The organism is Oligoflexia bacterium, from assembly GCA_035326705.1.
Classification (GTDB): domain Bacteria; phylum Bdellovibrionota_G; class JALEGL01; order JALEGL01; family JALEGL01; genus JALEGL01.
The window spans coordinates 102,522-125,389 of the sequence record DAOLES010000003.1 but is presented as its reverse complement, the minus strand read 5'-3'; the positions used below and the strand labels follow the sequence as shown (position 1 = coordinate 125,389).

Below are 22,868 nucleotides of genomic sequence, written 5' to 3'. Positions count from 1 at the left end.
TGAGCCAGTGTTTTTTAGAAGAAGATAGCCGTTAAAAAGTAATCTGCCACTAAAATAGCAACAGAAGAAATGACAACAGCTTCAGTCACTTTTTGTCCAACATCTGCCGCACCTCTTTTAGCAGAAGTTCCCTTATAACAGCAAACCATAGCCATTATTAAGCCAAAAAATATAGATTTAAACAAACCTTGAACATAGTCCGGTACATCCGTGTAATAACGAATTTTCTCAACAAAGCTACCTTCGTCAATGCCAAGCAAATAGATTCCAACAACATAGGCCCCTGCTAAACCTACAAAGTTAAAAATAGAGGTTAAAAACGGCATGACAATAATAGAAGCCGCGAGTCTTGGGGCAATTAAATAGTCAATAGGGCTAACAGCCATTGCTCTTAAAGCATCAATTTGCTGGGTGACTTGCATTGTACCCAATTGTGCGGCCATTGCTGAGCCAGCACGAGCTGTGACCATTAAAGCAGTCAATGTTGGAGCAATTTCACGTGAAAGCGTTAACGCAACAACAGAACCTGTTAAGGATTCTGCCCCAAAATATGCAAATGAACGGCCACTTTGCAAGGCAAACACCATTCCAGTAAAAGCACCGGTCAATACCACAATAAACAGAGAGTTTACACCCACAAATTTCATTTGATTCATCAACTCACGCCAACGAATGGGCGGTTTAAATAAATAATTGATGGATTTATAAAATAGCAAACACATTGCTCCTGTTTGAGAAAGGGGAACAATAAAATAGCTTAAAAAGAGTTTTACCTGCTGGCCAAAAAATGCCACAAAGCGATGTAGAATAGAGTTATGTTTTTCTGATGCATTCATGATTTTTTATCTGATGTAGCTTCTCTTACCACTCTTTTACCAATTGAGGTAAGTATTTCGTATACGCTTTTATTTGTTTGTTGACTTAAATGCAAGGTATCATTGCATTTTTTTTCTGAAATCAAAAAGACCTCATCCCCAAGTAGGGCCTCTTTAATGTTACTTAAATCTATCATACACATATCCATACATATATCGCCCACAATAGGGCAAGGTTCGTTCTTATAATATAAGGTGTGATTGTGATATTCTTTAAAAAAACCATCGCCATAACCAACACTGATAATGCCAATTCGCATAGGTTTTGCTGCAATGTAGCTTTGATTATAGCCAATACTTTCTCCAACAGCTACATCTTTGATTTGAATGATTTTAGCTTTCCAAGTTAAAATCGGTTTTATATTTGGATTTTGTTGATAAGGGTAGCCATACAAAGCAATTCCGGGCCTAATCCAATCAAATGATGAGATCAACGATGATAAATGTTGAACTGGCGAGCTGCTGGCGCAGTGAGTTGTGAGTTTTTTATTAAGCGCTTGCTCAAAGAAGATTTTTGCTTGAGAAAACTGATCTAACTGACGCTGACTATGTTCAAAGTTAAGCTGGTTGCTATCTGATAAATGCGTAAAAATACCTTGAATCGCATGTTTAAGGTCATGTTGATCAATGAGTTCAATCACTGCTGACCATTGGTTTTTTTTAAAGCCAATGCGATTCATGCCGGTATCAACCTTAATATGCAAACGCAACTGAGCTTTAAGTTGTGCAGAAATTGTTCCAAGATAAGCAATGTCTTCTAAACAAAATAGACTTAGAATAACTTTTTGTTGAATACTTTCATGTAGTAGTAAGGGATCAATATAGCCAAAGTTAAAGCAGGGTGTTTTGAGTTTGAGGTGACCAATTTCAAGTGCTTCGTTGAGGTCAGCAACCCCAAAAGCAACTGGATTAAGTTTATCCAGAGCTTTTGCTACTATCAATGCATCATGGCCGTAGGCGTGAGCTTTAATTACTGGCATAATGGTGTGTGCGGGTTCTCGCATTTGACTTAAGGCAAGGTAGTTTTGTTTGAGTTGTTTGATGTTAATGAGAGCTCTTGTACGCATAATAGTTTATAAGTTAATGTCGCTTAAGTAATCCTGCATTTGAGCAATGGTTTGAAATCGGTTTTCCTGTTTCTTTTCCATGCATGTTAAAATAAACTGATCAAGGGCTGCAGAAATTGTTTTATTTCTTTCTGAAGCTTTTGGTGCCGGTGTGTGTAAGTGGTGATAACCTAAATCTCCTTTATTAAAGGGAAGTTGTAAGGTTAACATTTCATAGAGCAATATACCCAGAGAATAAATATCAGTTCTGTGATCAATAGGATCACCTAAGGTTTGTTCTGGAGACATGAAAGAAGGTGTGCCACCAATGATCGATTGCTCATTGAGTAAGTCTTTCACCAGCTTGGCCAAACCAAAATCCATGACTTTAATTCGTTGATGTTTGGATAACATAATATTTGTACTGCTTAAATCTCGATGAACAATTCCTTGTGTATGAGCATATGCAAGGGCATCAAGCATTTGTTTAAATAACTTGATACTTTTTTTAATGTCTACGCTTTTAGACTCTCTTATAGAGTCTTTAAGGGTTTTTCCTTCAACAAACTCCATGGCAATATAATACTCGCCATTTTGAAGACCAAAATCATAGACAGTGACAATATTGGGGTGGTTGAGTAATGCTGCGGATTTGGCTTCTCTAAAAAATGTATCAATACTTTTTTGATTGGTTTTAAAGTGAGGAGATAATATTTTTAAAGCCACGGTTCTTCCTAAAACTGAATCAGTTGCTTTGTAAATTAAACCCATGCCTCCGCGTCCAATTTCCTGCACTTTTTGATAACGAACAACATTGGGATGAACAGATGGATGGGCGGGATACTGATTGATCATAATTTCTAAACTTGGCATTTCATTTTGTGGTAGTTGATCAACATTGCTTGATTCTAAAGCATTCTGTAGTTTTTTGGCGCGACTTACCAAGCTTTCTTCAATTGATTTTTTATTTATATTATTGTTAAGGTAATTTTGAATCAGGCTTTTATATTGCTTTTCTTGGCTTAAGCGGGTTAAGTTATCAAGGTCGATTTTTTCAAGCTTATGGGATGAATGTTCTCGTTGTTTTAAAACGTCAACAGCTAAATCATTTTGACCACTTAAAAGATAAGCTTTCATTTTTAAGGGCAAAGACTTTTGGTAATGTGGCGAGGTTTGCGTAATTTGCCCTAAAATATCTAAAGCTTTGTTGACCTCTTGCATGTCAATATAACGTTTAGCAATACCTAGATAATCTCCAACCTGTGTTCTTAAAAAAATTTCTTTATCAAACTGTGGGGTCAGTTGGTAACAAGCAATGGCTTCTTTTAAGTTTTGGCTTTGTTCATAAAGCTGAGCCGCTTTTTCATAACGTCCAAGTAGTTTATAACAGTTGGCTGCGGAACTTAATTGTTTGGCTTTTTCATATAAACTTGCTGCTTTGGTAACATCGTTTAGTTCCAAGTAGAGATCGGCAGCACGTGAAAGTTCATTGGCTGCTAAAAATTTTTTTGCTGCATCTAAAAGTTTTCCACGCTTGGCCAAACGTTCGGCATCAAATTTTTGATACTTGCTAAGATTACCTGCCAGTTTCCAATAAACGGCAGCATTGTCGTAATCTTGCATCATTTCAGATAGTTTTGCAGCGGCATCATAGTCTTTGAGTTGACTAAAACAAATGAGTGCTTCTTGTTGGTAGTCTAGATCAATATAAAGTTTGGCTGCTTTTTGATATTGTTGAGTGAGCTTTAAAAGGTTAGCAAGATTGAGACCTATTTTTTTTAGTTTTTCTAAATTATTGGGGTTATTGGGTTTTTTTTGCCAATAAGCATAGGCTTTTTGTAAAGAAACACTGGCTTCGTACAGTTTATCCGCTTTTAACAAAGCTTTAGCAGCTTGTTCATAATGTTTACCATCTAAAAAAGCTTTAGCAGCTTGTTCATAGGATTCGATAGAAAAAAACCGTTCTCCCAATAGTTTTAATTGTTTATTATTACGATAAATTTTTTCGGCTTGTTCAAAATCACCATTTTCAAAAAATATATCAGCGGCTTTGATAGGTAGATCCTTTTGCAAATATATTTGTGCGGCCTCAAGCCATTGATTGTTTTTGAGGTAAGCTTGCGCTAGTTTCTCTAAATGTTGCCCTTGTTTAAAAGCTAAAATGGCTTTTTTGGGCATATTGAGTTCCATATAGGCTTCTCCAGCTTCTAAAAACTGTTGATTTTTTAAAAGCTTTTCAATGTGCTTATATTTTGGATGAAAAAATTTAAGCATGGCACTGTATTATTAGCAGATATATCAGGTGCTTGTAAATGAAAGCCAACAAATGATTTACAAGCAAGTTCAATAAAGGTAAGGCTATGCTTTAAAGCGCTGTCTTGTAGCAACCCATAGGGTTGCTTACAGGAGGATTTAAGGCGTAGGGTTGGCTCTGTTTATGCATATTTTTTATGGGTATTTTCAGATCAATTATAATCTGATACATACTTATTAATAGTTATATAGACGAAAGGAATAGATAGTTATGGCTGGAGGAAGTGTTAATAAAGTAATTTTGATTGGTCGCCTTGGGGCTGATCCGGAAGTAAAGTACACACAAACAGGTGCTGCGGTTGCTAATTTAAGTGTGGCTACCAATGAATATTGGAAAAACAAGGATGGTCAAAAAGAAGAAAAAACTGAGTGGCATAGAGTTGTGCTTTGGTCCAAGCTTGCTGAATTGGCTAGTCAATATTTAAGCAAAGGCAAACAAGTTTATATTGAAGGACGCTTGCAAACCCGTTCTTGGGAAGATCAAAACGGCCAAAAACGCTATACAACTGAAATTGTTGGCAATACAATGCAGTTTTTATCTCCAGTCGCAGAGGGAGGCATGCAGAGCAGCACTCAATTGCCGCCAGACCTTCCTCCTCCATCAGATATGCCAATGGGTGCAAATCCAAATGATGTTGAGGATGATATTCCGTTTTAAACAATCCATACTTTTTCAGGGGGCAAAGTCTATTGCCCCTTTTTATTTTAGTGGTCGCGTATGAATTGATAGGGGTTAATGTTCAAGTCGCGGTATTGCTGTTTTAATTGTTCAAAAAAAGTGTTGTAATAATTTATGTATTTATTTTTTTTGGCAATAAAATTTGGATATTGTTCAGGGCTACCAAAGTAAACATTGATCTGGTTTGAGGCATTAAGAATTTCTAACCATGCATCTGTTGGTTCATCATTAGGGGCATAACGAGCTTTTAGATCACTGAATTTTTTTTGTAAAAGAACAAGGGCTAAATATTTTTGATAGGGTTCCCAAGAAACAGTGCCATTTGGAACCTCCACCCAATTGATATGGCTTACATGGCCTTGAAAAAAGTTTAATAGTTTGTCACTTTCTTGTTCTATATGTTGAGAAGCATAGTTGTTTTGCTGTTCAAGAATGTAGTCGGATTCGTTGTTGTATTGTCCATTGTAAACGGGGGCCCCAGGATTTTGAGCAAACACAATTTTAAGAAACAACAATAAAAAGCTTACAATAAATAAAAATTTTCCCCACATAGTGGGGAAGCCGTTTTTCAAAGATTATGAGTTTTGTCAAAAGAAATGTTGTCGTGAAAGTTTTCTAGAGTTTCTTTAAATCATAGATAAACCAGTTTTTTCTTGAACTGATGTATTCCCATTGAGCTTGCCAAAGACCTTGTTGAATTGTAACATCATTTATTCCATGCCATTGAACAGTAAGGGTGATACTGGCAGTGTTTTTATCGGTATTTTTTTCCATACTCAGTGTGGAGACATCAATGATTTTATTATTTTGAAGGTACTGGTTTAAATGCATGGTCAGTTGAGCCTGTTGATCTTTTTTGAAAAAAACTTGTAGAGTTTTAATGTCGTTCCAGACCAATTGCTGATTAAAACGGCTATTCTGTTGAGCTAAACTTTCTGTATTGGAAGGTGAGCAGCCCCATAAAAAAAATCCCAATACAAAAAAGCAGCTCATTTTTTTTAACATATGTTGACTATGGCATGCTTTTTATATGTTGGTCAAAAAAGAGTTTGCTGTTTTTATTTATTTGTTTCCTTATCTGTAAGCGAACGAATAGGAATCTCTATATAGCTGTCACCAGGAACTTGCCCATGCGCATGTTTGAAACGATCAAATAAATCTTTTGGACTTAACAAAGGTTTTTTTTCAACCGTTGTTTCTTCTGAGGCTGTTTCTTCGTCGCTTGTCTCTTGCTCTTGATCATTCTCAGAACCTTCTGTTTCTTGTTCACTTTCTGGAGAGCTTAGGTCTTCTTCATTCTTTTCTATCTTGGGTGCAATGGCTGAAATAATAAGCTCATCATCAACCAACATAAAACTATGAATTTGATTACTATGAGAAATATTTTCTTTGCTATCACCAAAAGGGTACAAAACTTTTATTTGGTAGGGTGTATTGAGCTTTAAAGCTCCTCCAGATAGTTTAAAGTAAGCGTAATTGGTTAAAATGTGCTTTCCATCTTCTGAGTAAGGTAAGTCTTCAATCATGGTAATGAGTATGCCATCAACCGGCTGACAGTCCGTTGTTTGATTGAATACGGGAGTTTGATTTTGATTAAGTCTTAAATTATCGTTGGTTTTTGTTAACTCGGAGGTTTTTAAAATTTCACAGACATGAATGCTGTCGCGAATTTTTCTTGGATCTGCCCAAAAGGCATCATCCGGCAAGGCTTGTTTGGCAAACTTAAATATTGGAGAAAAAGTTTGTGAGGCTTGGAAATGAATGGGAAGCAGATAGTCATTGTTTTGATCTTTATCTGTAAATGTCATAGGGAAACCCAGTTCAAAAAAATCTGGGTCAGAGTATTGAGGCCCAGAATACTCAGTTTCAGGATTTGTTTTTATACCCACAGTGTCAAATTCAAAGGTAAAGGTTTGGGTGACTTCACTTAAGTTTTTTGTATCTTTGTACATTGGCTTAACACTTAAACAATAATGTTCACCAGGACCTAAAACTTCAGGCATGATGTAAACCAATTGTCTGACTTTATTGTTGGCAATTTTTTCATAGCCTTCACTGGGCATAATAAACAAAGGAATTGGGGTTCCAGAAAGTTCATTGGATAAGGTTAACTCTTCTTTTTTATCATTGTTTTCTGAAGAATCGTTGTTACTTTTTTGTGATTGAGTGTTGTCTTGGCCACTGTTTAATTTACAGTTACCTAACAGTGAGTATTTTTCTTGGTTTTGTAATTCTTCGGCTTTGATGGGGGTTGTGCCTTCATAAATTAAAGGCAAAACAATATTCATAGGGACATTGCGAGTACTTTCATAATTGATAAAAAACTCATTGTTTTCAAAACAAGACTGTAAAAACAATGAAACAATAAATACGGTTGATAAAGCGATCAAGCGCATATAGTTATAGATTAAGTCTCTGATTTTAAACAAATAAAGCATACTGTTCACTTAAAATTAAAGCAAAAATTGTGCCCAGCTAAGCAGCTGAAAACATTAATGTGTTTATGTGTACTATAGCATTTATAGGGAGCCAATGGGGCAGGTAAACAAAAAAATCCTTACTCAAGGATTTCTAAGATGTATTTTTTCTTATCTCTTCCGCCGCAAGCATCCAACAATGTCCGAATGGCATTGGCATTGCTTCCTTTTTTGCCAATGACTTTGCCAACATCGTCTTTATGAACGGAGAGTTCCAAAATACAGGTATTGGAGCCATCGTGTTGTTCAATGTGTACAGCATCGGGTTGATCTACGATGGCACGAACAATTGTTTGTAAAAGTGATTTCATGTTTATAATCTAGCATATTGGGAGTTTTTAAAAAATAAAAATAGTGTAGCAAGGTTTTGTGAAATAATCGTGGTTCAGTATAGGGTATTTCTTGCCTGTATGCTTGGGCTGTTTTATATCTTGGCGCATGTTTGATAATCTAAAGGCCAGCCAATGGAAGCAAAAAATCAGACAGGTTTTTTCTAAAGTTGCATTTGATGAAGAGCAGTTTGAAGCTTTGTTATTTCAAGCAGATTTTTCTTACGATGTTATAGAAACTGTACTGCAAGAGTTAAAAGTCAGCAAAGTCAATCATTCAGATGAGTATATTCCCCGGCTTAAAGACATTTTATACAAAAAAATAGAAGCTCTACATGCTCAGCCCATGCAAGTTCGTATACCTTTTTGCGTGCTGTTGGTGGGAATTAATGGTGTAGGTAAAACAACAACTGCGGGTAGACTTGCCCATTATTGGCAAAACCTAGGATATCACGTCACATTAGCTGCAGCAGATACCTTCAGAGCAGGAGCGGTTGATCAAATTAAACTCTGGTCAGAACGAGCCAGTGTCGATTTAATTTCTCAAGGGATGGGAGCCGACCCTGCGTCCGTTGTGTATGATGCCTGGGACAATGCTCAGAAAAAAAATGGAATTATGTTGGCAGATACTGCCGGTAGAATGCACACCAAAGAGCCCTTGATGCAACAGTTGGAAAAAATGATTAGGGTTTTAAAAAAACAGGGTGAGCATCTACCGCATGAAACATTGTTGGTCTTGGATGGTACCACTGGCCAGAATGCAGTCTTACAATCACAGGCTTTTGCTCAAACGACAAAACTAACTGGGATTGTTGCTACAAAAATGGATGGCAGTGCCAAAGGCGGCGCTATTTATTGTAGTGCACTAAACATGAATTTGCCCATTCGTTTTGTTGGAACAGGTGAGGGTATGGAAGATCTTAAGGCCTTTGATAGCAAAAGCTTTATTGATGCCATGTTTGATTAAGCTTTAGTTTTTCCAAGCTTTAATTTTTTGAATAATAGTCTGTTTATCAAAACCAAAATGTTTGGCCACGGCTTCCCCAGGACCACTGGCACCAAAACTTTGCATGTCAATGACCAAGTTAGGTCTGCCAATGGTTTTGTGCCAAGCGTCAGCGTTGGCCGCTTCAATCACAACGGTTGGACAATTTTGTACAAACAGTTTTTCTTGTTCAGACTTTTCTAAGGCTTGCAAACGATCCAAACATGGAACGGATATGAGCTTAATGGTTTTATAGTCTTGTTTAATGGCCTCAAAGACTTCATGCGCCAAGTGTAACTCTGAGCCGCTAGAGGCTATAATAAGCTGTTTATCTTCTGCTAGTGCTTGATTGTTATGTTGGGCAAAAATATAAGCCCCATGATCTGAAATTGAGTCAGCCAAAGAAGCTTGCATGGGTAAGTTTTGTCGGCTTAGACAAAACACACTGGGTGTGTTTTTATCAGCCAAGGCTTTGTCCCAGGCCCATTGCGATTCTTCAATGTTGGCCGGTCGGTATACATTGACATTGGGAATACAGCGCATGGCATTGATGTGTTCAATGGGTTGGTGAGTTGGGCCATCTTCACCCACATGAAGACTGTCATGGGTCAAGGCATAAATGACTTGTAGGCCACTTAAGGCAGAGAGTCTTAAAGACGGTTTAAGATAGTCTGAAAAAACCAGAAATGTAGAAATGACAGGGATATGACCACCGTATAAAACCATGCCATTGGCAATGGCCGCCATTGCATGCTCACGAATACCAAAGGCAATATTTCTAGCACTAAAGTCTTCTTTATTAACATAATCACTATCTTTAAAAATAGCTTTGGTAGAACCAGCAAGGTCAGCTGAGCCAGCACATAGATTAGGAACAGTTTTTCCTAAGTATTGGAGAATTTGGCCATTGATGCTACGGGTAGCATCAGTGTCTTTTTTAATTTCATCATGAATAGCTTTAAATTTCTTTTGATTAAAGTTTTGATAGTTTTCATAACCCATAGGATCAGAAGCTTTGAATGCTGCATGCTGTTCAAGCCATTTGTTTTTTGCATTTTGTTTTTGTTTAACAGCATCTTGACAGTGCTTATAAACTGCATCAGGTACGGTAAATTCTGGGTAATCCCAGTTAATCAGTTGTTTAAACGCAGTTATTTCTTCTTTACCTAAAGGAGCACCATGTGAGCCACTGGTTCCTTGTTTGGTTGGGGCGCCATGTGCAATGATGGTTTTAGCAATAATCAAGGAAGGTTTGTGAGACTCTTTCTTTGCTCGTTCCAGGGCTAGAGTAATTTCAGAGTGATTGTGCCCATCAATCTCTTGGACATGCCAGCCTTGAGCTTCAAAACGCATGCGAATGTTTTCATTAAAGGTAATGTCGGTAGAGCCATCAATACTGATGCTGTTGCTATCGTAAATATAATTTAAATTACCCAGACCTAGGTGCCCAGCCAATGAAGCGGCTTCAGAAGATATGCCTTCCATTAAATCGCCATCACTGACAATACCATAGATGGTGCTTTCTAAATGACTTTGTTTAAATTGACTGGCTTGCATTTTGGCCGCAAGAGCCATACCCACACCATTGGCAAAACCTTGCCCTAAAGGGCCTGTTGTTACTTCTACGCCATCAGTGTGTTTGTACTCAGGGTGTCCTGGGGTGAGGCTTCCAAGTTGCCTAAATTCCTTTATATCATCTATAGAAAGCTTGTAACCGTATAAGTGTAAAAGAGCATATTGCAGCATGGAACCATGACCAGCAGATAGAATAAAACGATCTCGGCCTTCCCAATTGGGTTGAGAAGAATCAAAGTTTAAAAAGTTGTTCCATAAAACATAGGCAGAGTCTGCCATTCCCATAGGCATGCCAGGGTGACCAGATTGAGCTTTTTCAACAGCATCAATGCTTAAACATTTAATGGTATTCACACACAATTGATCAATATCTATAGCTTTGTCCATACAGACTCTTTAATGCAAAGGTAAAAAGATGTCGATCAATATTATTACTCAGCTCATAAAGTAGCTTTTGCTTGGCAAATGCTCTGGCTTTGGCTAAGTTGTCATGCATGAGATTGAAACAACTATGGACATTCAGTTTGATATTCAGCTTGCTGCTATTGATTGGATGTGAAAAAAAAGGAAAGGGTAAAGCGGTGTCTGAACATTCAAAAGCGATCATGGAAACAAGTATGGGAAATATAGAGTTGGAGTTTTTCCCTGATAAAGCCCCTAAACATGTTAAAAATTTTATTAAGCTGGCTCAGGATGATTTTTATGATGGAACCCGTTTTCATCGAGTGATCCCTGGTTTTATGATTCAAGGCGGTGACCCAAATAGTAAATCCGATGATAGGAGTAAGCATGGTACAGGTGGTCCAGGCTACAGCATTGATGCTGAATTCAATGATACCAAGCATCTTAGAGGTATTCTTTCAATGGCCAGAAGCTCTGACCCCGATAGCGCGGGCAGTCAGTTTTTTATCATGACGGACAATGCTCCTCATTTAGATGGGCAATACACTGCATTTGGTAGAGTAACCAGTGGTATGGATGTAGTAGATAAAATTGTAGCAGCCGAGCGCGACGCGCGTGATAACCCCTTAGAAAAAATTGAAATCAAAAATATCATCATTAAATAGCAACCAATAATAATATATAAAGAGGAAGTAATTCCTCTTTTATATTATTTATATCATTGTAAGTAATTAGGCATAGGCATGCAGCATAATTTTAGCTTGTAAGAAGCGCTCTTTTAAGTAAGAAAAAATGGTCTTTTTTGATTCAAAACCACGGCTATAATCAATATATAAACCGCAGCGCAACCAATAAGGACTTGCATCTGGAGATGTTTCAATGCGGGTCCACTTAACTACGACATCTACTGGAATAATGCCATAGGGTTCTAAATTGAGATAAATTTTTAATTTTTGGCCAGGGACCAAGCTATTGGCGCATACAATTTGTAGGCCGTGTGCAGAAAAGTTTTTAGTTTGTGCTTGGAAAAGCTGCCCACCCTGTTCCTGAGCAGTAATGTCTGGATGTTTGGTGAAATGTAAAGCAGAGCTGTACTTTAGCCTTAAGTTTTGACGCGCATTGTTTTGAACTGTTAGAGCCATAAAGCCTCCAAAAAAAAAATAACTTAATTAAAAGGAAATTTCTTCGCCAAAGAAATCTTCAGGTGAATCGGCAAAAGAGCCGGGATCATGTGGAAGTTTCCATGGATTGGGCATTGGCTTAACAAATCTAATACCTATTTCATAAACAGGCTTTGAAGATGTGTCAATAGCATCACTATCATGTTTCCAAACCACTTGACCCAGCATTTGTAGAGGGAGTTGGTTATGGGCAATAAAGACTTTAACAGAAACACGTTGTCCCACATAGATGTCTAAAGAAGTTTCCATTGCAAGACCTTGCGAGCTTAAATCAGTACAAATAGAGGACAAATCTGCTTCTTTTCCAATTTGAGCAGGAAGTTGAACTGGAAATCTTGGGATGCGGCGTTTTTCAAATTTATCTGCAGACAGTTGTTCTTTAAATGATGCCATATGCTTTTCCTATTATTAAATGGTTAAAAATACAAGATAAAATTAACTGCGGCTATTTTTTTAAATGAGATTTTCACGTTTAAAAAAATAATAACAATCAATATCCGCACAATAAATATAACACATTGCATTATTTGTCAAGTTGTCACGTTAACTACGATCATTGACGAAGCCAAAGAAGTGTTTATCATGACACCTAGTTTATATGCTGGTGTTTATTAAGGAGAAGACGATGAAAAAACTTTTGTGGATGGCAATAACATTTATTTTTATAGCTTTACCAAGCTCACAAGCGGCGTTTTGGCGTAATGGTCAAGATAACAAAGATAAGCTGGTCAACAAGGATTTAAAAAACTTATCTCCTAAAGCTTATGTTAATGTTGCCAAAGCCAATGCTGAAGCTGTGGTTAATATAAGGGTAGAAAAGTTGGTTGCAGATCATCAAGGTAAAATGGCACCTTTTGGTCCTAACCTTAATCAAGAGTTTTTTGAACGTTTTTTTGGCTTTAAAAATCAACAAGAAATGCCAAAACAAGAACAAAGAGGACTGGGCTCAGGGTTTGTGCTTAGTGAGCAAGGGTATGTGGTAACCAACAACCATGTTGTCGATGGTGCTAGCCGAGTTGTAGTGATTTTCTCTGATGAAAAAGAGTATGAAGCAAAAGTCATTGGTCAAGATGCAAAAACAGATTTAGCACTTTTGAAAATCTCAGATCAAAAAATAAAGTTTCCTTCTGTGGTCTTAGGTGATTCAGATCAATTAGAAGTGGGGGATGTTGTTGTTGCCATTGGTAACCCTTTTGGGTTGTCACACACAACCACCCAAGGGATTGTTAGTGCCAAAGAGCGTTCTATTGGTATCAGTGAATATGATGACTTAATACAAACCGATGCATCAATTAACCCAGGAAATTCTGGCGGTCCTTTATTAAATATTCATGGAGAAGTTGTAGGAATCAATACCGCAATTATTGCTTCAGGGCAGGGCTTGGGTTTTGCTATCCCCATCAATATGGCAAAAACCATTCTTTTAAGTTTAAAGGAAACAGGTAAAGTAGAAAGGGCCTGGCTGGGTGTGCAGATTCAACAATTAACCCAAGATCATGTTAAGGCTATGCGACTTAAAAGTAAGCAAGGGGCTCTTATCGCGCAAGTCCTCAAAGACAGTCCAGCAGAAAAAGCAGGTTTAAAAGCTGGAGATGTAGTGCTTAAGTTTGGTGATAAAACCATTGAAAAGTGGACACAGTTAAGTGCAGTGGTGGCTACATCCAATACAGATAAAAAAATCACTGTAAAAATTATTCGTGATGGTCAAGTGTTATTTCCAAAGGTGAAGCTTGAAAAGCGTCAAGAAGAAACACAAGTTCAAGCCACAGAACAACAAGTTAAGACAGATTATGATGCTTTGGGTTTGGTTGTGAAACCTTTGGCAAAAGGATCCAAAGAACAAGGACTTAAAATTGTAAAAATTAAACCCAATAGTCAAGCTTTTAAAGAGGGCTTACGCGTTGGAGATATTATTTTGCAGTTGAATCAACAAAACATGACCAGTGTTGAAAAATATGCAAAATTAGTCAAAGATATGCGTTCAGGAGATTATATATTGTTGCGGGTTCAAAAACAGGAAAGAGCTTTGTTTATTGCCTTTCGCTTTGAAGAGGAAAAGCTTTGATGGCACAACTGGATGCTCTGTGCTTGACCATTCTTGGCTTGTTTGCTGTGTATGGCTTTTTTAAAGGATTTTTTACTCAGGTTATGAGCTTGTTGGCTTTGCTGCTTGCGTATATTGGGGCTCCTTGGTTTGCGCCTGGAGTAGAGCATTTTATAGCGGGTTTTATAAAGTTACCAGAGATGATTGCCTCACGAGCGGCATGGATTATTGCTGGACTTGGTATTTTTTTAGCCTTACAGCTTTTAAGTAAATTGATTCACAATCATGTGATTAATTCTTTAGCCATCACCAAATACACCAATCGATTTTTAGGTTTTTTTGTTGGAATTGCCAAAGGGCTATGTATTGTTTATTTATTATATATTCTTATTTCATGGCACCCAGAGGCAAAAAGTATTTATGCCAACACTCAAATCATGACATGGATAGAATATTCACCACTAAAAAATAATTTTGCAAAACCCAGTCTTTCTGAAAATCAAAAAAAATCAATTGAAGAAAAAATTGCTAAAAACAAGAAAACTGTAGAAAAAAAAGTTACTGAACATGTTCAGTCTGAGCTTGCCAATCAATCCTTAGATAAATTGTTAGAAGGTCTAGATTAAGTTTAAGAACTTTTAGAATTTAAAAGAAAAAACAAAGTTATGTGTAGGGTAGTCTTGGCTTTGATTAAAGTTTAATACTTGATTCTGCATTTCTTTATCCACTCTGTCGTTATAACGTTCAACTGAAAATGGGGCATCAGCAATGTCAGCAATGTATGAGAACAAGCCAATTAAAAAGCCGGTGACTTGCGTTGATCTTGAATTATCATAATAGCCCTTGGTAAATAAACCAATCCCAACAACACGAAGTCCTGCAAAAATACCGGCCGGTATATAGTCTTCAGTATACCAGTGGCCCATACCTGGAACTACCAAGCCAGCAGTTGTTGCTAGTGTCATGGCTTTTTTTGGGTCTTTGTAGGGGAGTTTTTTAGCGACAAGCGTTTCTTGGCTCTGAGCAATACTTGTGTTTATAGAGTTTTGTGGGTCTAAAGCGTTCTTTCTCTCTTGTAATTTATTTAGATTGTATTTGGCATCTTTGAGGTAAATTGAATGCGGGTTTTCATGAATGAACTGTTGCCAAAGTTGTATTTTTTCTGCCAATGGTAGTGTCTTGGCCAAACCTTGTGCTTTAAAAAACAACTCGGTATCTTTTGCTTTTTGGCTTTCTTGTTCAGGCAAGGTTTCTTTTTCAACTAGTTTTTGTAAGGCAGCAATGTTGTGCTCAATTTCAGTTTTGTACAAGCTGTTTGGATTTTTTTCTAAATAATCCTCTATTGCCGCTAAGTGTTGTTCTAAACTTAAGTCGCGCAAACCAATGATTAAGTTACTGTAGGCGGTGGTGTCGTCATAAGCAAAAACAATGAATGAATTAAATAAAGTGGTTAACAAAAATAATAAGCAAATTTGACGCATAGAAACACAGTTTAGCATAATTTTTTCTACGACTAAACTTATTCCTAAGTTGTTGGGTTTGTAAAACACAATTGAAGTTATTTAATTTTATTTAGTAAAGAAATTTGAACTATGAGGAGGTTTAGAATTTATTTTGCTTATAAGGTCTAGAAAAATAATAAATGTAAAAACAGTTGCTTTTATAAGGCTTTTTTGATTAAAGATGTTTTGTAGACTTCGTTAAGCTTTTTTAAACGCCAGTCTCGCCTCTATAAAGTATTCCAATACATAGTGTAGAAAGCCCTTTGTGGCAATGAGGTAAATGGTTTAATCATTAAATTTTGATTGTAGTAGTTAATTAAATATAAATAATTGATATGGGGTTATTGTGAATTTACGTGAATTAAAAGAGAAAAAAGTAAGTCAGTTGAACGAATTGGCAGAAGAATTAAAAGTTGAAGATGCAGGAGCTTTAAGAAAACAAGAGCTTATTTTTGCTATTTTACAAGCAGCATCTACAAATAAGGAAGCGATAGAAGCAGAAGGTGTTTTAGAAATTTTACCAGATGGCTTTGGGTTCTTGCGTTCAGCAGATTGCAACTACATTCCTGGTCCAGATGATATTTATGTTTCACCAGCGCAAATTCGCCGTTACCATATTAAAACAGGGGATACCATTACTGGCACCATTCGCCCTCCAAAAGATTCCGAACGTTATTTTGCCTTACATAAGTTAGAAACAATCAATGGGGATAAACCAGAAAAATTTAGGAATAAAGTTCACTTTGATAACCTTACCCCATTATATCCACAAGAAAGAATCCAGCTAGAATCAAACCCAAAAACATATTCAACGCGTATCATGGATATGATGTGCCCCATTGGTAAAGGGCAACGCGGCCTAATTGTTTCTCCTCCTCGATCAGGTAAAACAACAATTTTGCAAGATATAGCAAAGTCGATCAGCAAGAATCATCCTGAAATTGAACTGTTGGTTTTGTTGATTGATGAGCGTCCTGAAGAAGTAACGGATATGAAACGCACAGTAAAAGGAGAAGTTGTGAGTTCAACTTTTGATGAACCGGCTCAACGTCACGTGCAAGTTGCAGAGATGGTTATTGAAAAAGCAAAAAGATTGGTTGAACATAAAAAAGATGTTGTAATTTTACTTGATTCAATCACGCGTTTAGCCAGAGCTTATAACTCAGTGGTTCCAGCGTCAGGGAAAATTCTTTCAGGTGGTGTTGATTCAAATGCATTACACAGACCCAAGCGTTTTTTTGGTGCGGCAAGAAATGTAGAGGATGGTGGTAGCTTAACTATTGTGGCTACAGCATTGATTGATACTGGATCAAGAATGGATGAAGTTATTTTTGAAGAGTTTAAAGGTACCGGTAACATGGAAATTGTTTTAGATCGCAAAATTGCTGACCGTAGAATTTATCCTGCTATTGATATCAATCGTTCTGGAACCAGAAAAGAGGAGCTTTTATTAGAAGAAGCTACCCTAAATAGGGTATGGGTTTTAAGAAAACTTTTACAACCTCTTAATGGGGTTGATGCAATGGAATTTATTTTGGACAAAGTTAAAAAAAGTAAATCCAATGAAGAGTTTCTTGAATCAATGAATCAATAAATAATTTTTCTTTTGATATCAGGTGTTTATTGTGCCATTATAGGAAGAGTAACGAAGATTGCGAAAGAAGGACATATGACAAAATCTGATTTAATAGAAAATCTATCTGAGCGAATCAATCTTCCCAAACGTCAAGCAGAAATGATTGTTGAGTTGATTTTTGATTCAATGATAGAGGCCTTGCAAAGTGGTGATCGTATTGAAATTAGAGGCTTTGGTAGTTTTAAAATAAAAGACTACAAGGCTTACATGGGCCGCAATCCAAAAACAGGTGAGAAAGTATCTGTTAAGCCTAAGAAACGCCCATTTTTTAAGGTTGGAAAAGAGCTCAGAGAGGCTGTGAATGAGGCTTATGTTGATAGCTTAAAATCAGAAAGCTCTTCTGAAGAGTTTTAAAACCCTTACAAATTAAAATAGAAAACTGTTTAGACCAAGGCATGCCAAATTTGAGCGTGCCTTTTTTATTGAAGGTATTGATTATAAAATAATTAAATAAAATAGTTTTTTTTGTGGTTTTTCTCAATTATTTGTTACACTTAAAGCTATGAGACTTTTTACACAATTATGTTTTGCTTTTGTATTATGCTTGTTGACGGTTCTTGTTAATGCATGTTCTTCTAAGTCAGGTGGCGGCATTGATGGTGGATCTAGATCGCAAGCAGAAAAGCTTTGGGGGAACGAAAGGGTTTGTTTGCCGTGTCATGCTTTTCAACAGCCTATTGCTAGACGCCATAGTTACCGCTGTGACACTTGTCACTTGGGTAACCCTTGGGCTGAAGAAAAAGATGATGCACATGATGGCTTGATTCGTAATCCTCAGGCTCCAGAAAACATTGATCAAACATGTAACAATTGCCACCAAAAAGTGTTGGGTAGAGACGTGCCTTACAGTTCAGAGTTTATACGTGATGTTGTAGTTTCGCATAAACGTCAGCCAGGAGATTCATTAGAATGGGAATAAAAAAGTTTTTTTTAATTATAGGTGTTTGTTTTACTACAGCTATGCTGTCGACTTCTTGTTCAGGGAGTAAAGGTGGCGGTGCAGTTGACGGCTTAGACGGTATTCCAACAGATAGACCGGTGGTTAAAGCTTTAATTAGTGCTAGGGAAGTTGATGTAACCGGGGATGATAACTCATTGTTACCAGACAGACTTGGTTTACAAGATGTGGTCTATGTCATTACCAATCCTAGAGGTGGGAACCGAAAAGGTTGGGTAAAAATTAGTAGAAGTCCTTCTGATACAGAAGGTTTTGGCTGGGTAGAGCGTAAAAATATACGTATATTAACCAATTATACTCAAGCAGGTGCAGGAGCGTCTTTACCGGCAAATGAGGGTTTTTCTGATGCGCCGCCTATTGAAGAATCTGGCTTTGATGCAGGGCAAGCTCCTCCCCCAGCAGATGAATTTTCAGATGGTGGCCTTGATGATGGCTTTGACACTGGCCAAGAAAGTGGTTTTGATGACTTTTCTGACGAAGGTGGCAGTTTTGATGATGGTGGGGCAGCATCAGAAGGATCAGAAGGATCAGGAGGATCAGGAGAAGAAGACTTATTTTCTGAAGAAGATTTATTTGGAGATGAGTAAGACTCTTTCGTTAGCATGAAACCTTCATTGCTGAAGATCTGTTACGTTTTATTTTTTGGAGCTTCTGTATCCCTTGGGTTTACTCAAGGGATAGACGAGACTTCTTTAGTCAAAAACTTTTTTTACAATGCGGACACCCTTTCATTTGGTGGCGCTGGAAGAGCAACATACTCTTCAGGCCAAAATATGATTTTAAACCCTGCCGCAATTGCTAGACATAAAAATAAAGTCAGTTTTGGCGGGTCTTATATGTCTGCTGGAGCAACAAGCTCTTCACCATGGTCACTGTTTGCAACAGATTATCGAGCATCACAGGCATTATCTTTTGGTGCTTTTTATGGTTATGATAAAGCAACCATAGAAGGTACTGAAGCAAAAATTAATTACGCAGCCATTGCATTGGCCAAAGATGTTACTAAGAATTTTTTCATTGGCACAAACATTAAAGCCTATAAAACAAAATATTCTGGTATGCAAACGGGTGGTCCAGATGGTGTAGATGCCGATCTTGGAATTCAATTTAAACCATCGGACTATCTGAGTTTAGGCTTTACAATGAACCATATATTTCAAGGTAAAAATTTTGAAGAATTCCCTCTTTTGATTGCTGGTGGGGTTGCGTTGGAATTGGAAGGTACTGGAAAGTTATTGGTTGATTTAGAGAATGATCTTTCAAAGACAAATGGAGATAGTTTTAATGCTTACTTTGGTGGGGAAGTTTTTTTAATGGACGGTTTTTTTCTAAGGGGAGGTTTTGGCATAGATAATGTCAGGGATGCTGATTTTTTTAGTGCTGGATTGGTGTTGCAAGGACCCAAGATAAATATGGTTGGAGTCTATTCACAAACAGTTGAGCCGGTGGATAAAACCTTTGGTGTTAGTGTTGATGTTCTTTTTTAGGTGTAAGCATGGGTGATTTTGAAGATTTTTTTGAGGATGATGAACTCTTTGACGAAGAAGATAAAAAAAATGTCAAAGTTGAAAAAGAAAACCCCGTCAAAAAAATAGACTCAACGCAGCAGCAAGTTAAGCCAGTAAATAAGAATGAAGATGATGATTTAGCTCCAGGTATGATAGATCTTGAAGCCATTGAGGGGACGGGTGGATATTCTTTTGATGAAGATGATGAAGATGATGACGAAGACGAACCTCAACCATCAGCTCCAGTTGTTAAACAAACAAAGACCAATGCTAAAATAGAAGAAACCGCAACAATGACCAGTGCTGAGTTACCTTCTGATCAGCTGTCTCAAAGTCAACTCAAAGAAGAAGAGCAAGCTACAAAAACATTTAATCATATGGATCATGATGAAGAGCAAATTGATATTCATCAAGTTCCAAAAAATGAACAACTTGATCAGAAGTCAAATGTGGTTAAGCAAGCTTTAGAACTTTCTGAAGATGAAAAACAAAAAAAAATCAGTACAGTGCTATCAAAATCAACCCAATCTATTTTAGGTCAAAATCAAATAAAAACACCAAATATAGAAAACAATAATATCAAAGAAGATCTTTTTATTAATTTAGATGAGAATGAACTGTTCAATGATATTGAATTGCTTCAAGAACAAGAGACACCTCAAGTTAATGATGAAGGTATAGATTTTGGAAGTGATATTGAAAATACAACTGAAAAAAATATTGAATCTAAGCATCATGTGACAGACATAGAAGTTGATATTCCAACAGTGAATTCCAATAAAGATAAGAGTATTAGAGGTAAGGCAGAGGACTTTGATGCTTTTGAAAGTTTTCTTAAACAAGGCGAAAAAAAAATTGATGAGGAAGATTCTGTTGAAGAAATCTCTCAAGAGATAATTGAAAAGAAATCAAAAGCTGTTGTCCTCCCTCCATGGCTAAGTAAATTATCGTTTCCTAAGGTACCTATACGTTATATTGTTATAGGTGTTTTATGCGTTTCTTTGGGGTTTGCTTTTTTCTATAAAAAAACAATTGAGCAAATGGTTTTTAATCGGGTACCTTACACTCCACCTTCAGAGATTGAATTACAACAAATTTCAGTTATTTTAAGCAAAGCAAAACAAGAGTATTTGTATGATCATGCCTTGTCACAAAAAAAAGCAATTGCATACCTTAATGAAAGTTTACTTATTGATCCTAGGCATAAAGAATCATTGTATTTAAAAGCGTTGTTGCAATCTCAAATGGTTATTGATGAAGCTACTACAAAAAAAACCGTCAAAAATCAAGATGCGCTGGTTGTTTTAGATGAGTTTTACTCAGATAGCCAAGAACTCTTGATTGCTGAAGCTTATTCATTACTGGCATCAGAACAAGATAAAAAGAGTTTGGTCATGTTTGAACAATTGAATGAAAAATATCCTGAAAATATTGATGTCAGTATGGGGCTAGCAGAAGCTTTTGTAGAGCAAGGTCAATATGATGCAGCTTATCAAGTGCTTGCACGAATAAACACAGGGCATAGAAGAGTTCATTTTTTAAAAGCATTTAGCTTAAGTCAGCTTGATTCAAAACGAGCATATGAAATCTATATAAAATCAATAGAAAATATAAGTGCTTACCACCCTAAGCTTGAGTATTTAAAATTGAAAGTGGGGCATAGTAATCAAGTTTTAGGTTTAGACTATGTTGATAAGTTTGATGCGGCATTAAGAAAAAATATTTTAAAATATCCACCGCGTTTATTAAGTGCCGTCTATGTTATTTTATCTGAAATTTACTTGGAGAGTAAAGACACAGAAAAAGCAGTTATTTCTCTACAAAATGCCGTAAAAAACTCAACAGATCATAAAGTGTTTTTTAAGATGGCACTTTTACAGAAAAAAATGGGTGATTTTAAAAAATCACTGGAATCATATCAAAAGGCCTATGAGTTAATGCCAGATAATGAAGAGTATTTAGTTGCCTATTTGCAAGCCTTGCGTAAAGCAAATGAATATAAAAAGGCCATTGTTTTGGCAGATGAAAAAAGTGATAAATACAAAGATTCAGGGAATTTTTTATATGAATATTCACAAATCAAAAGAGGTTTATTGAGAACAGAAGAAGCGCTAGATCATTTAAATCAAGCTAAAGAAAAAGATAATAAAATTGAATACGATGTTGCAATTGCAACCATTTATATGGAAAACGATGATTATGAACAAGCTTATAAAGTTGTGGGAGAGATTTTAGAAAAAGATCCCCAAAATGAAATTGCACTTATTTATAAGAGTAAAATTTTAACTGCTTATCATGTTTTTGGTTTAGCGGAGAAAAGCTTAGGTTCTATTAAAAAACCGTATCAACGTGTTTACCAAATTTATCAAGCGTATGCTGACTACTATTTTGCCACGGAAAAAAAATCTAGCTTAGCGCAATTAATGAGTGAGGTAGAAAAGTCTGATCTTAATGGTTATGAAAAAGACATGCTGTTAGCCAAAAACTTATTAATTAACGGAAAGTTTGATGAGGCACTTGAACGTTTAAAAAGCCATCAACAGAAGAATGAAAAAGATCTTGCGTTGAATGCGCTCATTGCTCAAACTTATTTAGCAAGTGATAAACCTAAGCTAGCAATAACTGTTTTAGAGGAATCAATTAAAATTAAACGAACAGATTTTAGAACTTTATTTTTATTGGGTGTTGCGCTGGTTAAAGCGGGACAGTTGGATGCTGGAATAGAGAAATTGATTTTAGCCAGTGAAACTCAAAGTAAGGTGCCTAATGTCTGGTTTGAATTACAACAAGCACATATAGCAAAAGATAATCAAGAAAAGGTGGCTTTTTATTTTCAACAAACGACGGATAGAAATCCGCAGTTTTTACCGGCTTATATTAGCATGGCAAACTATTATTTTAGATCAAACTTATACAGTAAAGCCAAACCACTTTATGTTAAAATTATTCAAATGGCACCCGCAGAGAAAGAGGTCTATTATAACTTAGCAGTTATTGAAAAATTTAATCGTAATACAGATAAAGCAAAGGCTTACTTTAAAAAAGTTATTCAGCTGGATAAAAACAACAGTCAAGCCTACATAGCTTTAGGTATTTTGGAAGAAGAGGGCAGAAATGTTACAACTGCTCAGAGCTTGTTTGAAAAAGCTAAACAGGTTGACCCAAGAAATCCAGAGCCATATTATCTTCTGGGTTTGTCTTATAGACAATCCGGTCGTTATCGCATAGCTTTACAACATTTTCAAAAATATTTGGATTTGAATCCCAATGCTAAAGATAAAGATGCAATTGAAGATCAGATTACTTTTCTGAGAAAAAATATAAATTAGTTTGACCAATTTTAACGCAAACGTTTAAT

At 36.5% G+C, this 22,868-nt stretch carries 22 protein-coding genes; 11 read left to right on the top strand and 11 right to left on the bottom strand.

The window, feature by feature from the left end; translation table 11 throughout:
• Positions 1–14: 14 nt before the first annotated feature.
• From PKC21_05510 to PKC21_05500, 3 genes are read right to left on the bottom strand one after another with little or no spacing between them, the layout of a single operon-like run.
• Complete coding sequence (locus PKC21_05510; protein HMR24793.1) at positions 15–836, bottom strand: ABC transporter permease; 822 nt, start codon at positions 834–836, stop codon at positions 15–17.
• Positions 833–1,942 carry an alanine racemase gene (gene alr / locus PKC21_05505; GenBank protein HMR24792.1) on the bottom strand — a complete coding sequence of 370 codons (1,110 nt, stop codon included), beginning with the start codon at positions 1,940–1,942 and terminating at the stop codon, positions 833–835. The genes PKC21_05510 and alr overlap by 4 nt, the downstream gene beginning before the upstream one ends.
• A 6-nt stretch (positions 1,943–1,948) precedes the next feature.
• Positions 1,949–4,195, bottom strand: coding sequence for a protein kinase (locus tag PKC21_05500; protein ID HMR24791.1), 2,247 nt, complete (start codon positions 4,193–4,195; stop codon positions 1,949–1,951).
• A gap of 250 nt (positions 4,196–4,445) precedes the next feature.
• Between PKC21_05500 and PKC21_05495 the strand changes: the two genes are divergently transcribed.
• Positions 4,446–4,892, top strand: coding sequence for a single-stranded DNA-binding protein (locus tag PKC21_05495; protein HMR24790.1), 447 nt, complete (start codon positions 4,446–4,448; stop codon positions 4,890–4,892).
• A 47-nt stretch (positions 4,893–4,939) separates the two neighbouring features.
• On the opposite strand, the gene PKC21_05490 is transcribed toward PKC21_05495, so the two are convergent.
• The 4 genes from PKC21_05490 to PKC21_05475 all read right to left on the bottom strand — a co-directional run bounded on the left by PKC21_05490 (position 4,940) and on the right by PKC21_05475 (position 7,701).
• Positions 4,940–5,464 carry a hypothetical protein gene (locus PKC21_05490; GenBank protein ID HMR24789.1) on the bottom strand — a complete coding sequence of 175 codons (525 nt, stop codon included), beginning with the start codon at positions 5,462–5,464 and terminating at the stop codon, positions 4,940–4,942.
• 64 nt (positions 5,465–5,528) lie between these two features.
• A complete protein-coding gene (locus PKC21_05485; protein HMR24788.1) occupies positions 5,529–5,918 on the bottom strand; it encodes a hypothetical protein in 390 nt (129 codons plus the stop codon).
• 53 nt (positions 5,919–5,971) lie between these two features.
• Complete coding sequence (locus PKC21_05480) at positions 5,972–7,351, bottom strand: hypothetical protein (protein HMR24787.1); 1,380 nt, start codon at positions 7,349–7,351, stop codon at positions 5,972–5,974.
• Positions 7,352–7,470: 119 nt separating this feature from the next.
• Complete coding sequence (locus PKC21_05475; GenBank protein HMR24786.1) at positions 7,471–7,701, bottom strand: KH domain-containing protein; 231 nt, start codon at positions 7,699–7,701, stop codon at positions 7,471–7,473.
• A gap of 127 nt (positions 7,702–7,828) precedes the next feature.
• Here PKC21_05475 and ftsY point away from each other — a divergent pair, with 127 nt between their 5' ends.
• Entirely contained in the window at positions 7,829–8,686 is an 858-nt protein-coding gene (gene ftsY / locus PKC21_05470; GenBank protein HMR24785.1) for a signal recognition particle-docking protein FtsY, read from the top strand.
• A gap of 3 nt (positions 8,687–8,689) precedes the next feature.
• Here ftsY and tkt read toward each other — a convergent pair whose 3' ends face one another.
• Positions 8,690–10,666 carry a transketolase gene (gene tkt, locus PKC21_05465; protein ID HMR24784.1) on the bottom strand — a complete coding sequence of 659 codons (1,977 nt, stop codon included), beginning with the start codon at positions 10,664–10,666 and terminating at the stop codon, positions 8,690–8,692.
• 218 nt (positions 10,667–10,884) lie between these two features.
• Here tkt and PKC21_05460 point away from each other — a divergent pair, with 218 nt between their 5' ends.
• Entirely contained in the window at positions 10,885–11,346 is a 462-nt protein-coding gene (locus PKC21_05460; protein HMR24783.1) for a peptidylprolyl isomerase, read from the top strand.
• A gap of 66 nt (positions 11,347–11,412) precedes the next feature.
• On the opposite strand, the gene PKC21_05455 is transcribed toward PKC21_05460, so the two are convergent.
• Entirely contained in the window at positions 11,413–11,823 is a 411-nt protein-coding gene (locus tag PKC21_05455) for a PilZ domain-containing protein (protein HMR24782.1), read from the bottom strand.
• A gap of 27 nt (positions 11,824–11,850) precedes the next feature.
• The gene (locus PKC21_05450) at positions 11,851–12,255 is read right to left on the bottom strand and encodes a PilZ domain-containing protein (protein HMR24781.1); all 405 of its coding nucleotides are present in this window, start codon (positions 12,253–12,255) and stop codon (positions 11,851–11,853) included.
• A gap of 232 nt (positions 12,256–12,487) precedes the next feature.
• Here PKC21_05450 and PKC21_05445 point away from each other — a divergent pair, with 232 nt between their 5' ends.
• Together PKC21_05445 and PKC21_05440 are read left to right on the top strand one after the other, a co-directional pair.
• Positions 12,488–13,927, top strand: coding sequence for a Do family serine endopeptidase (locus tag PKC21_05445; GenBank protein HMR24780.1), 1,440 nt, complete (start codon positions 12,488–12,490; stop codon positions 13,925–13,927).
• Complete coding sequence (locus PKC21_05440) at positions 13,927–14,532, top strand: CvpA family protein (protein ID HMR24779.1); 606 nt, start codon at positions 13,927–13,929, stop codon at positions 14,530–14,532. The genes PKC21_05445 and PKC21_05440 overlap by 1 nt, the downstream gene beginning before the upstream one ends.
• A 12-nt stretch (positions 14,533–14,544) precedes the next feature.
• Here the strand turns inward: PKC21_05440 and PKC21_05435 are convergent, their stop codons facing one another.
• Positions 14,545–15,387 (bottom strand): hypothetical protein, encoded by an 843-nt coding sequence (locus PKC21_05435; GenBank protein HMR24778.1) that lies wholly within the window; start codon positions 15,385–15,387, stop codon positions 14,545–14,547.
• A 367-nt stretch (positions 15,388–15,754) separates the two neighbouring features.
• Here PKC21_05435 and rho point away from each other — a divergent pair, with 367 nt between their 5' ends.
• The 6 genes from rho (at position 15,755) to PKC21_05405 (ending at position 22,839) form a co-directional block, all read left to right on the top strand.
• A complete protein-coding gene (rho, locus tag PKC21_05430; protein ID HMR24777.1) occupies positions 15,755–17,002 on the top strand; it encodes a transcription termination factor Rho in 1,248 nt (415 codons plus the stop codon).
• A gap of 75 nt (positions 17,003–17,077) precedes the next feature.
• Positions 17,078–17,398, top strand: coding sequence for an HU family DNA-binding protein (locus PKC21_05425; protein HMR24776.1), 321 nt, complete (start codon positions 17,078–17,080; stop codon positions 17,396–17,398).
• A gap of 148 nt (positions 17,399–17,546) precedes the next feature.
• Positions 17,547–17,963, top strand: a complete 417-nt coding sequence (locus PKC21_05420) for a hypothetical protein (protein HMR24775.1) — start codon at positions 17,547–17,549, stop codon at positions 17,961–17,963.
• A 41-nt stretch (positions 17,964–18,004) separates the two neighbouring features.
• Complete coding sequence (locus tag PKC21_05415; protein ID HMR24774.1) at positions 18,005–18,589, top strand: hypothetical protein; 585 nt, start codon at positions 18,005–18,007, stop codon at positions 18,587–18,589.
• Positions 18,590–18,604: 15 nt separating this feature from the next.
• Positions 18,605–19,489 (top strand): hypothetical protein, encoded by an 885-nt coding sequence (locus tag PKC21_05410; protein ID HMR24773.1) that lies wholly within the window; start codon positions 18,605–18,607, stop codon positions 19,487–19,489.
• Between the two features lie 8 nt (positions 19,490–19,497).
• Positions 19,498–22,839, top strand: coding sequence for a tetratricopeptide repeat protein (locus PKC21_05405; protein ID HMR24772.1), 3,342 nt, complete (start codon positions 19,498–19,500; stop codon positions 22,837–22,839).
• Positions 22,840–22,868: the final 29 nt, after the last annotated feature.

Bases quoted from the DNA above. Each gene is read 5' to 3' on its own strand.
- PKC21_05455 (HMR24782.1), bottom strand. From the start codon at position 11,823: ATGGCTCTAACAGTTCAAAACAATGCGCGTCAAAACTTAAGGCTAAAG.
- PKC21_05490 (HMR24789.1), bottom strand. From the start codon at position 5,464: ATGTGGGGAAAATTTTTATTTATTGTAAGCTTTTTATTGTTGTTTCTT.
- PKC21_05445 (HMR24780.1), top strand. From the start codon at position 12,488: ATGAAAAAACTTTTGTGGATGGCAATAACATTTATTTTTATAGCTTTA.
- PKC21_05435 (HMR24778.1), bottom strand. From the start codon at position 15,387: ATGCGTCAAATTTGCTTATTATTTTTGTTAACCACTTTATTTAATTCA.
- PKC21_05425 (HMR24776.1), top strand. From the start codon at position 17,078: ATGACAAAATCTGATTTAATAGAAAATCTATCTGAGCGAATCAATCTT.
- PKC21_05500 (HMR24791.1), bottom strand. From the start codon at position 4,195: ATGCTTAAATTTTTTCATCCAAAATATAAGCACATTGAAAAGCTTTTA.
- PKC21_05475 (HMR24786.1), bottom strand. From the start codon at position 7,701: ATGAAATCACTTTTACAAACAATTGTTCGTGCCATCGTAGATCAACCC.
- PKC21_05510 (HMR24793.1), bottom strand. From the start codon at position 836: ATGAATGCATCAGAAAAACATAACTCTATTCTACATCGCTTTGTGGCA.
- tkt (HMR24784.1), bottom strand. From the start codon at position 10,666: ATGGACAAAGCTATAGATATTGATCAATTGTGTGTGAATACCATTAAA.
- PKC21_05460 (HMR24783.1), top strand. From the start codon at position 10,885: ATGGAAACAAGTATGGGAAATATAGAGTTGGAGTTTTTCCCTGATAAA.
- PKC21_05415 (HMR24774.1), top strand. From the start codon at position 18,005: ATGCTGTCGACTTCTTGTTCAGGGAGTAAAGGTGGCGGTGCAGTTGAC.
- ftsY (HMR24785.1), top strand. From the start codon at position 7,829: ATGTTTGATAATCTAAAGGCCAGCCAATGGAAGCAAAAAATCAGACAG.
- PKC21_05495 (HMR24790.1), top strand. From the start codon at position 4,446: ATGGCTGGAGGAAGTGTTAATAAAGTAATTTTGATTGGTCGCCTTGGG.
- PKC21_05420 (HMR24775.1), top strand. From the start codon at position 17,547: ATGAGACTTTTTACACAATTATGTTTTGCTTTTGTATTATGCTTGTTG.
- PKC21_05440 (HMR24779.1), top strand. From the start codon at position 13,927: ATGGCACAACTGGATGCTCTGTGCTTGACCATTCTTGGCTTGTTTGCT.
- alr (HMR24792.1), bottom strand. From the start codon at position 1,942: ATGCGTACAAGAGCTCTCATTAACATCAAACAACTCAAACAAAACTAC.
- PKC21_05410 (HMR24773.1), top strand. From the start codon at position 18,605: ATGAAACCTTCATTGCTGAAGATCTGTTACGTTTTATTTTTTGGAGCT.
- PKC21_05485 (HMR24788.1), bottom strand. From the start codon at position 5,918: ATGTTAAAAAAAATGAGCTGCTTTTTTGTATTGGGATTTTTTTTATGG.
- PKC21_05480 (HMR24787.1), bottom strand. From the start codon at position 7,351: ATGCTTTATTTGTTTAAAATCAGAGACTTAATCTATAACTATATGCGC.
- PKC21_05450 (HMR24781.1), bottom strand. From the start codon at position 12,255: ATGGCATCATTTAAAGAACAACTGTCTGCAGATAAATTTGAAAAACGC.
- PKC21_05405 (HMR24772.1), top strand. From the start codon at position 19,498: ATGGGTGATTTTGAAGATTTTTTTGAGGATGATGAACTCTTTGACGAA.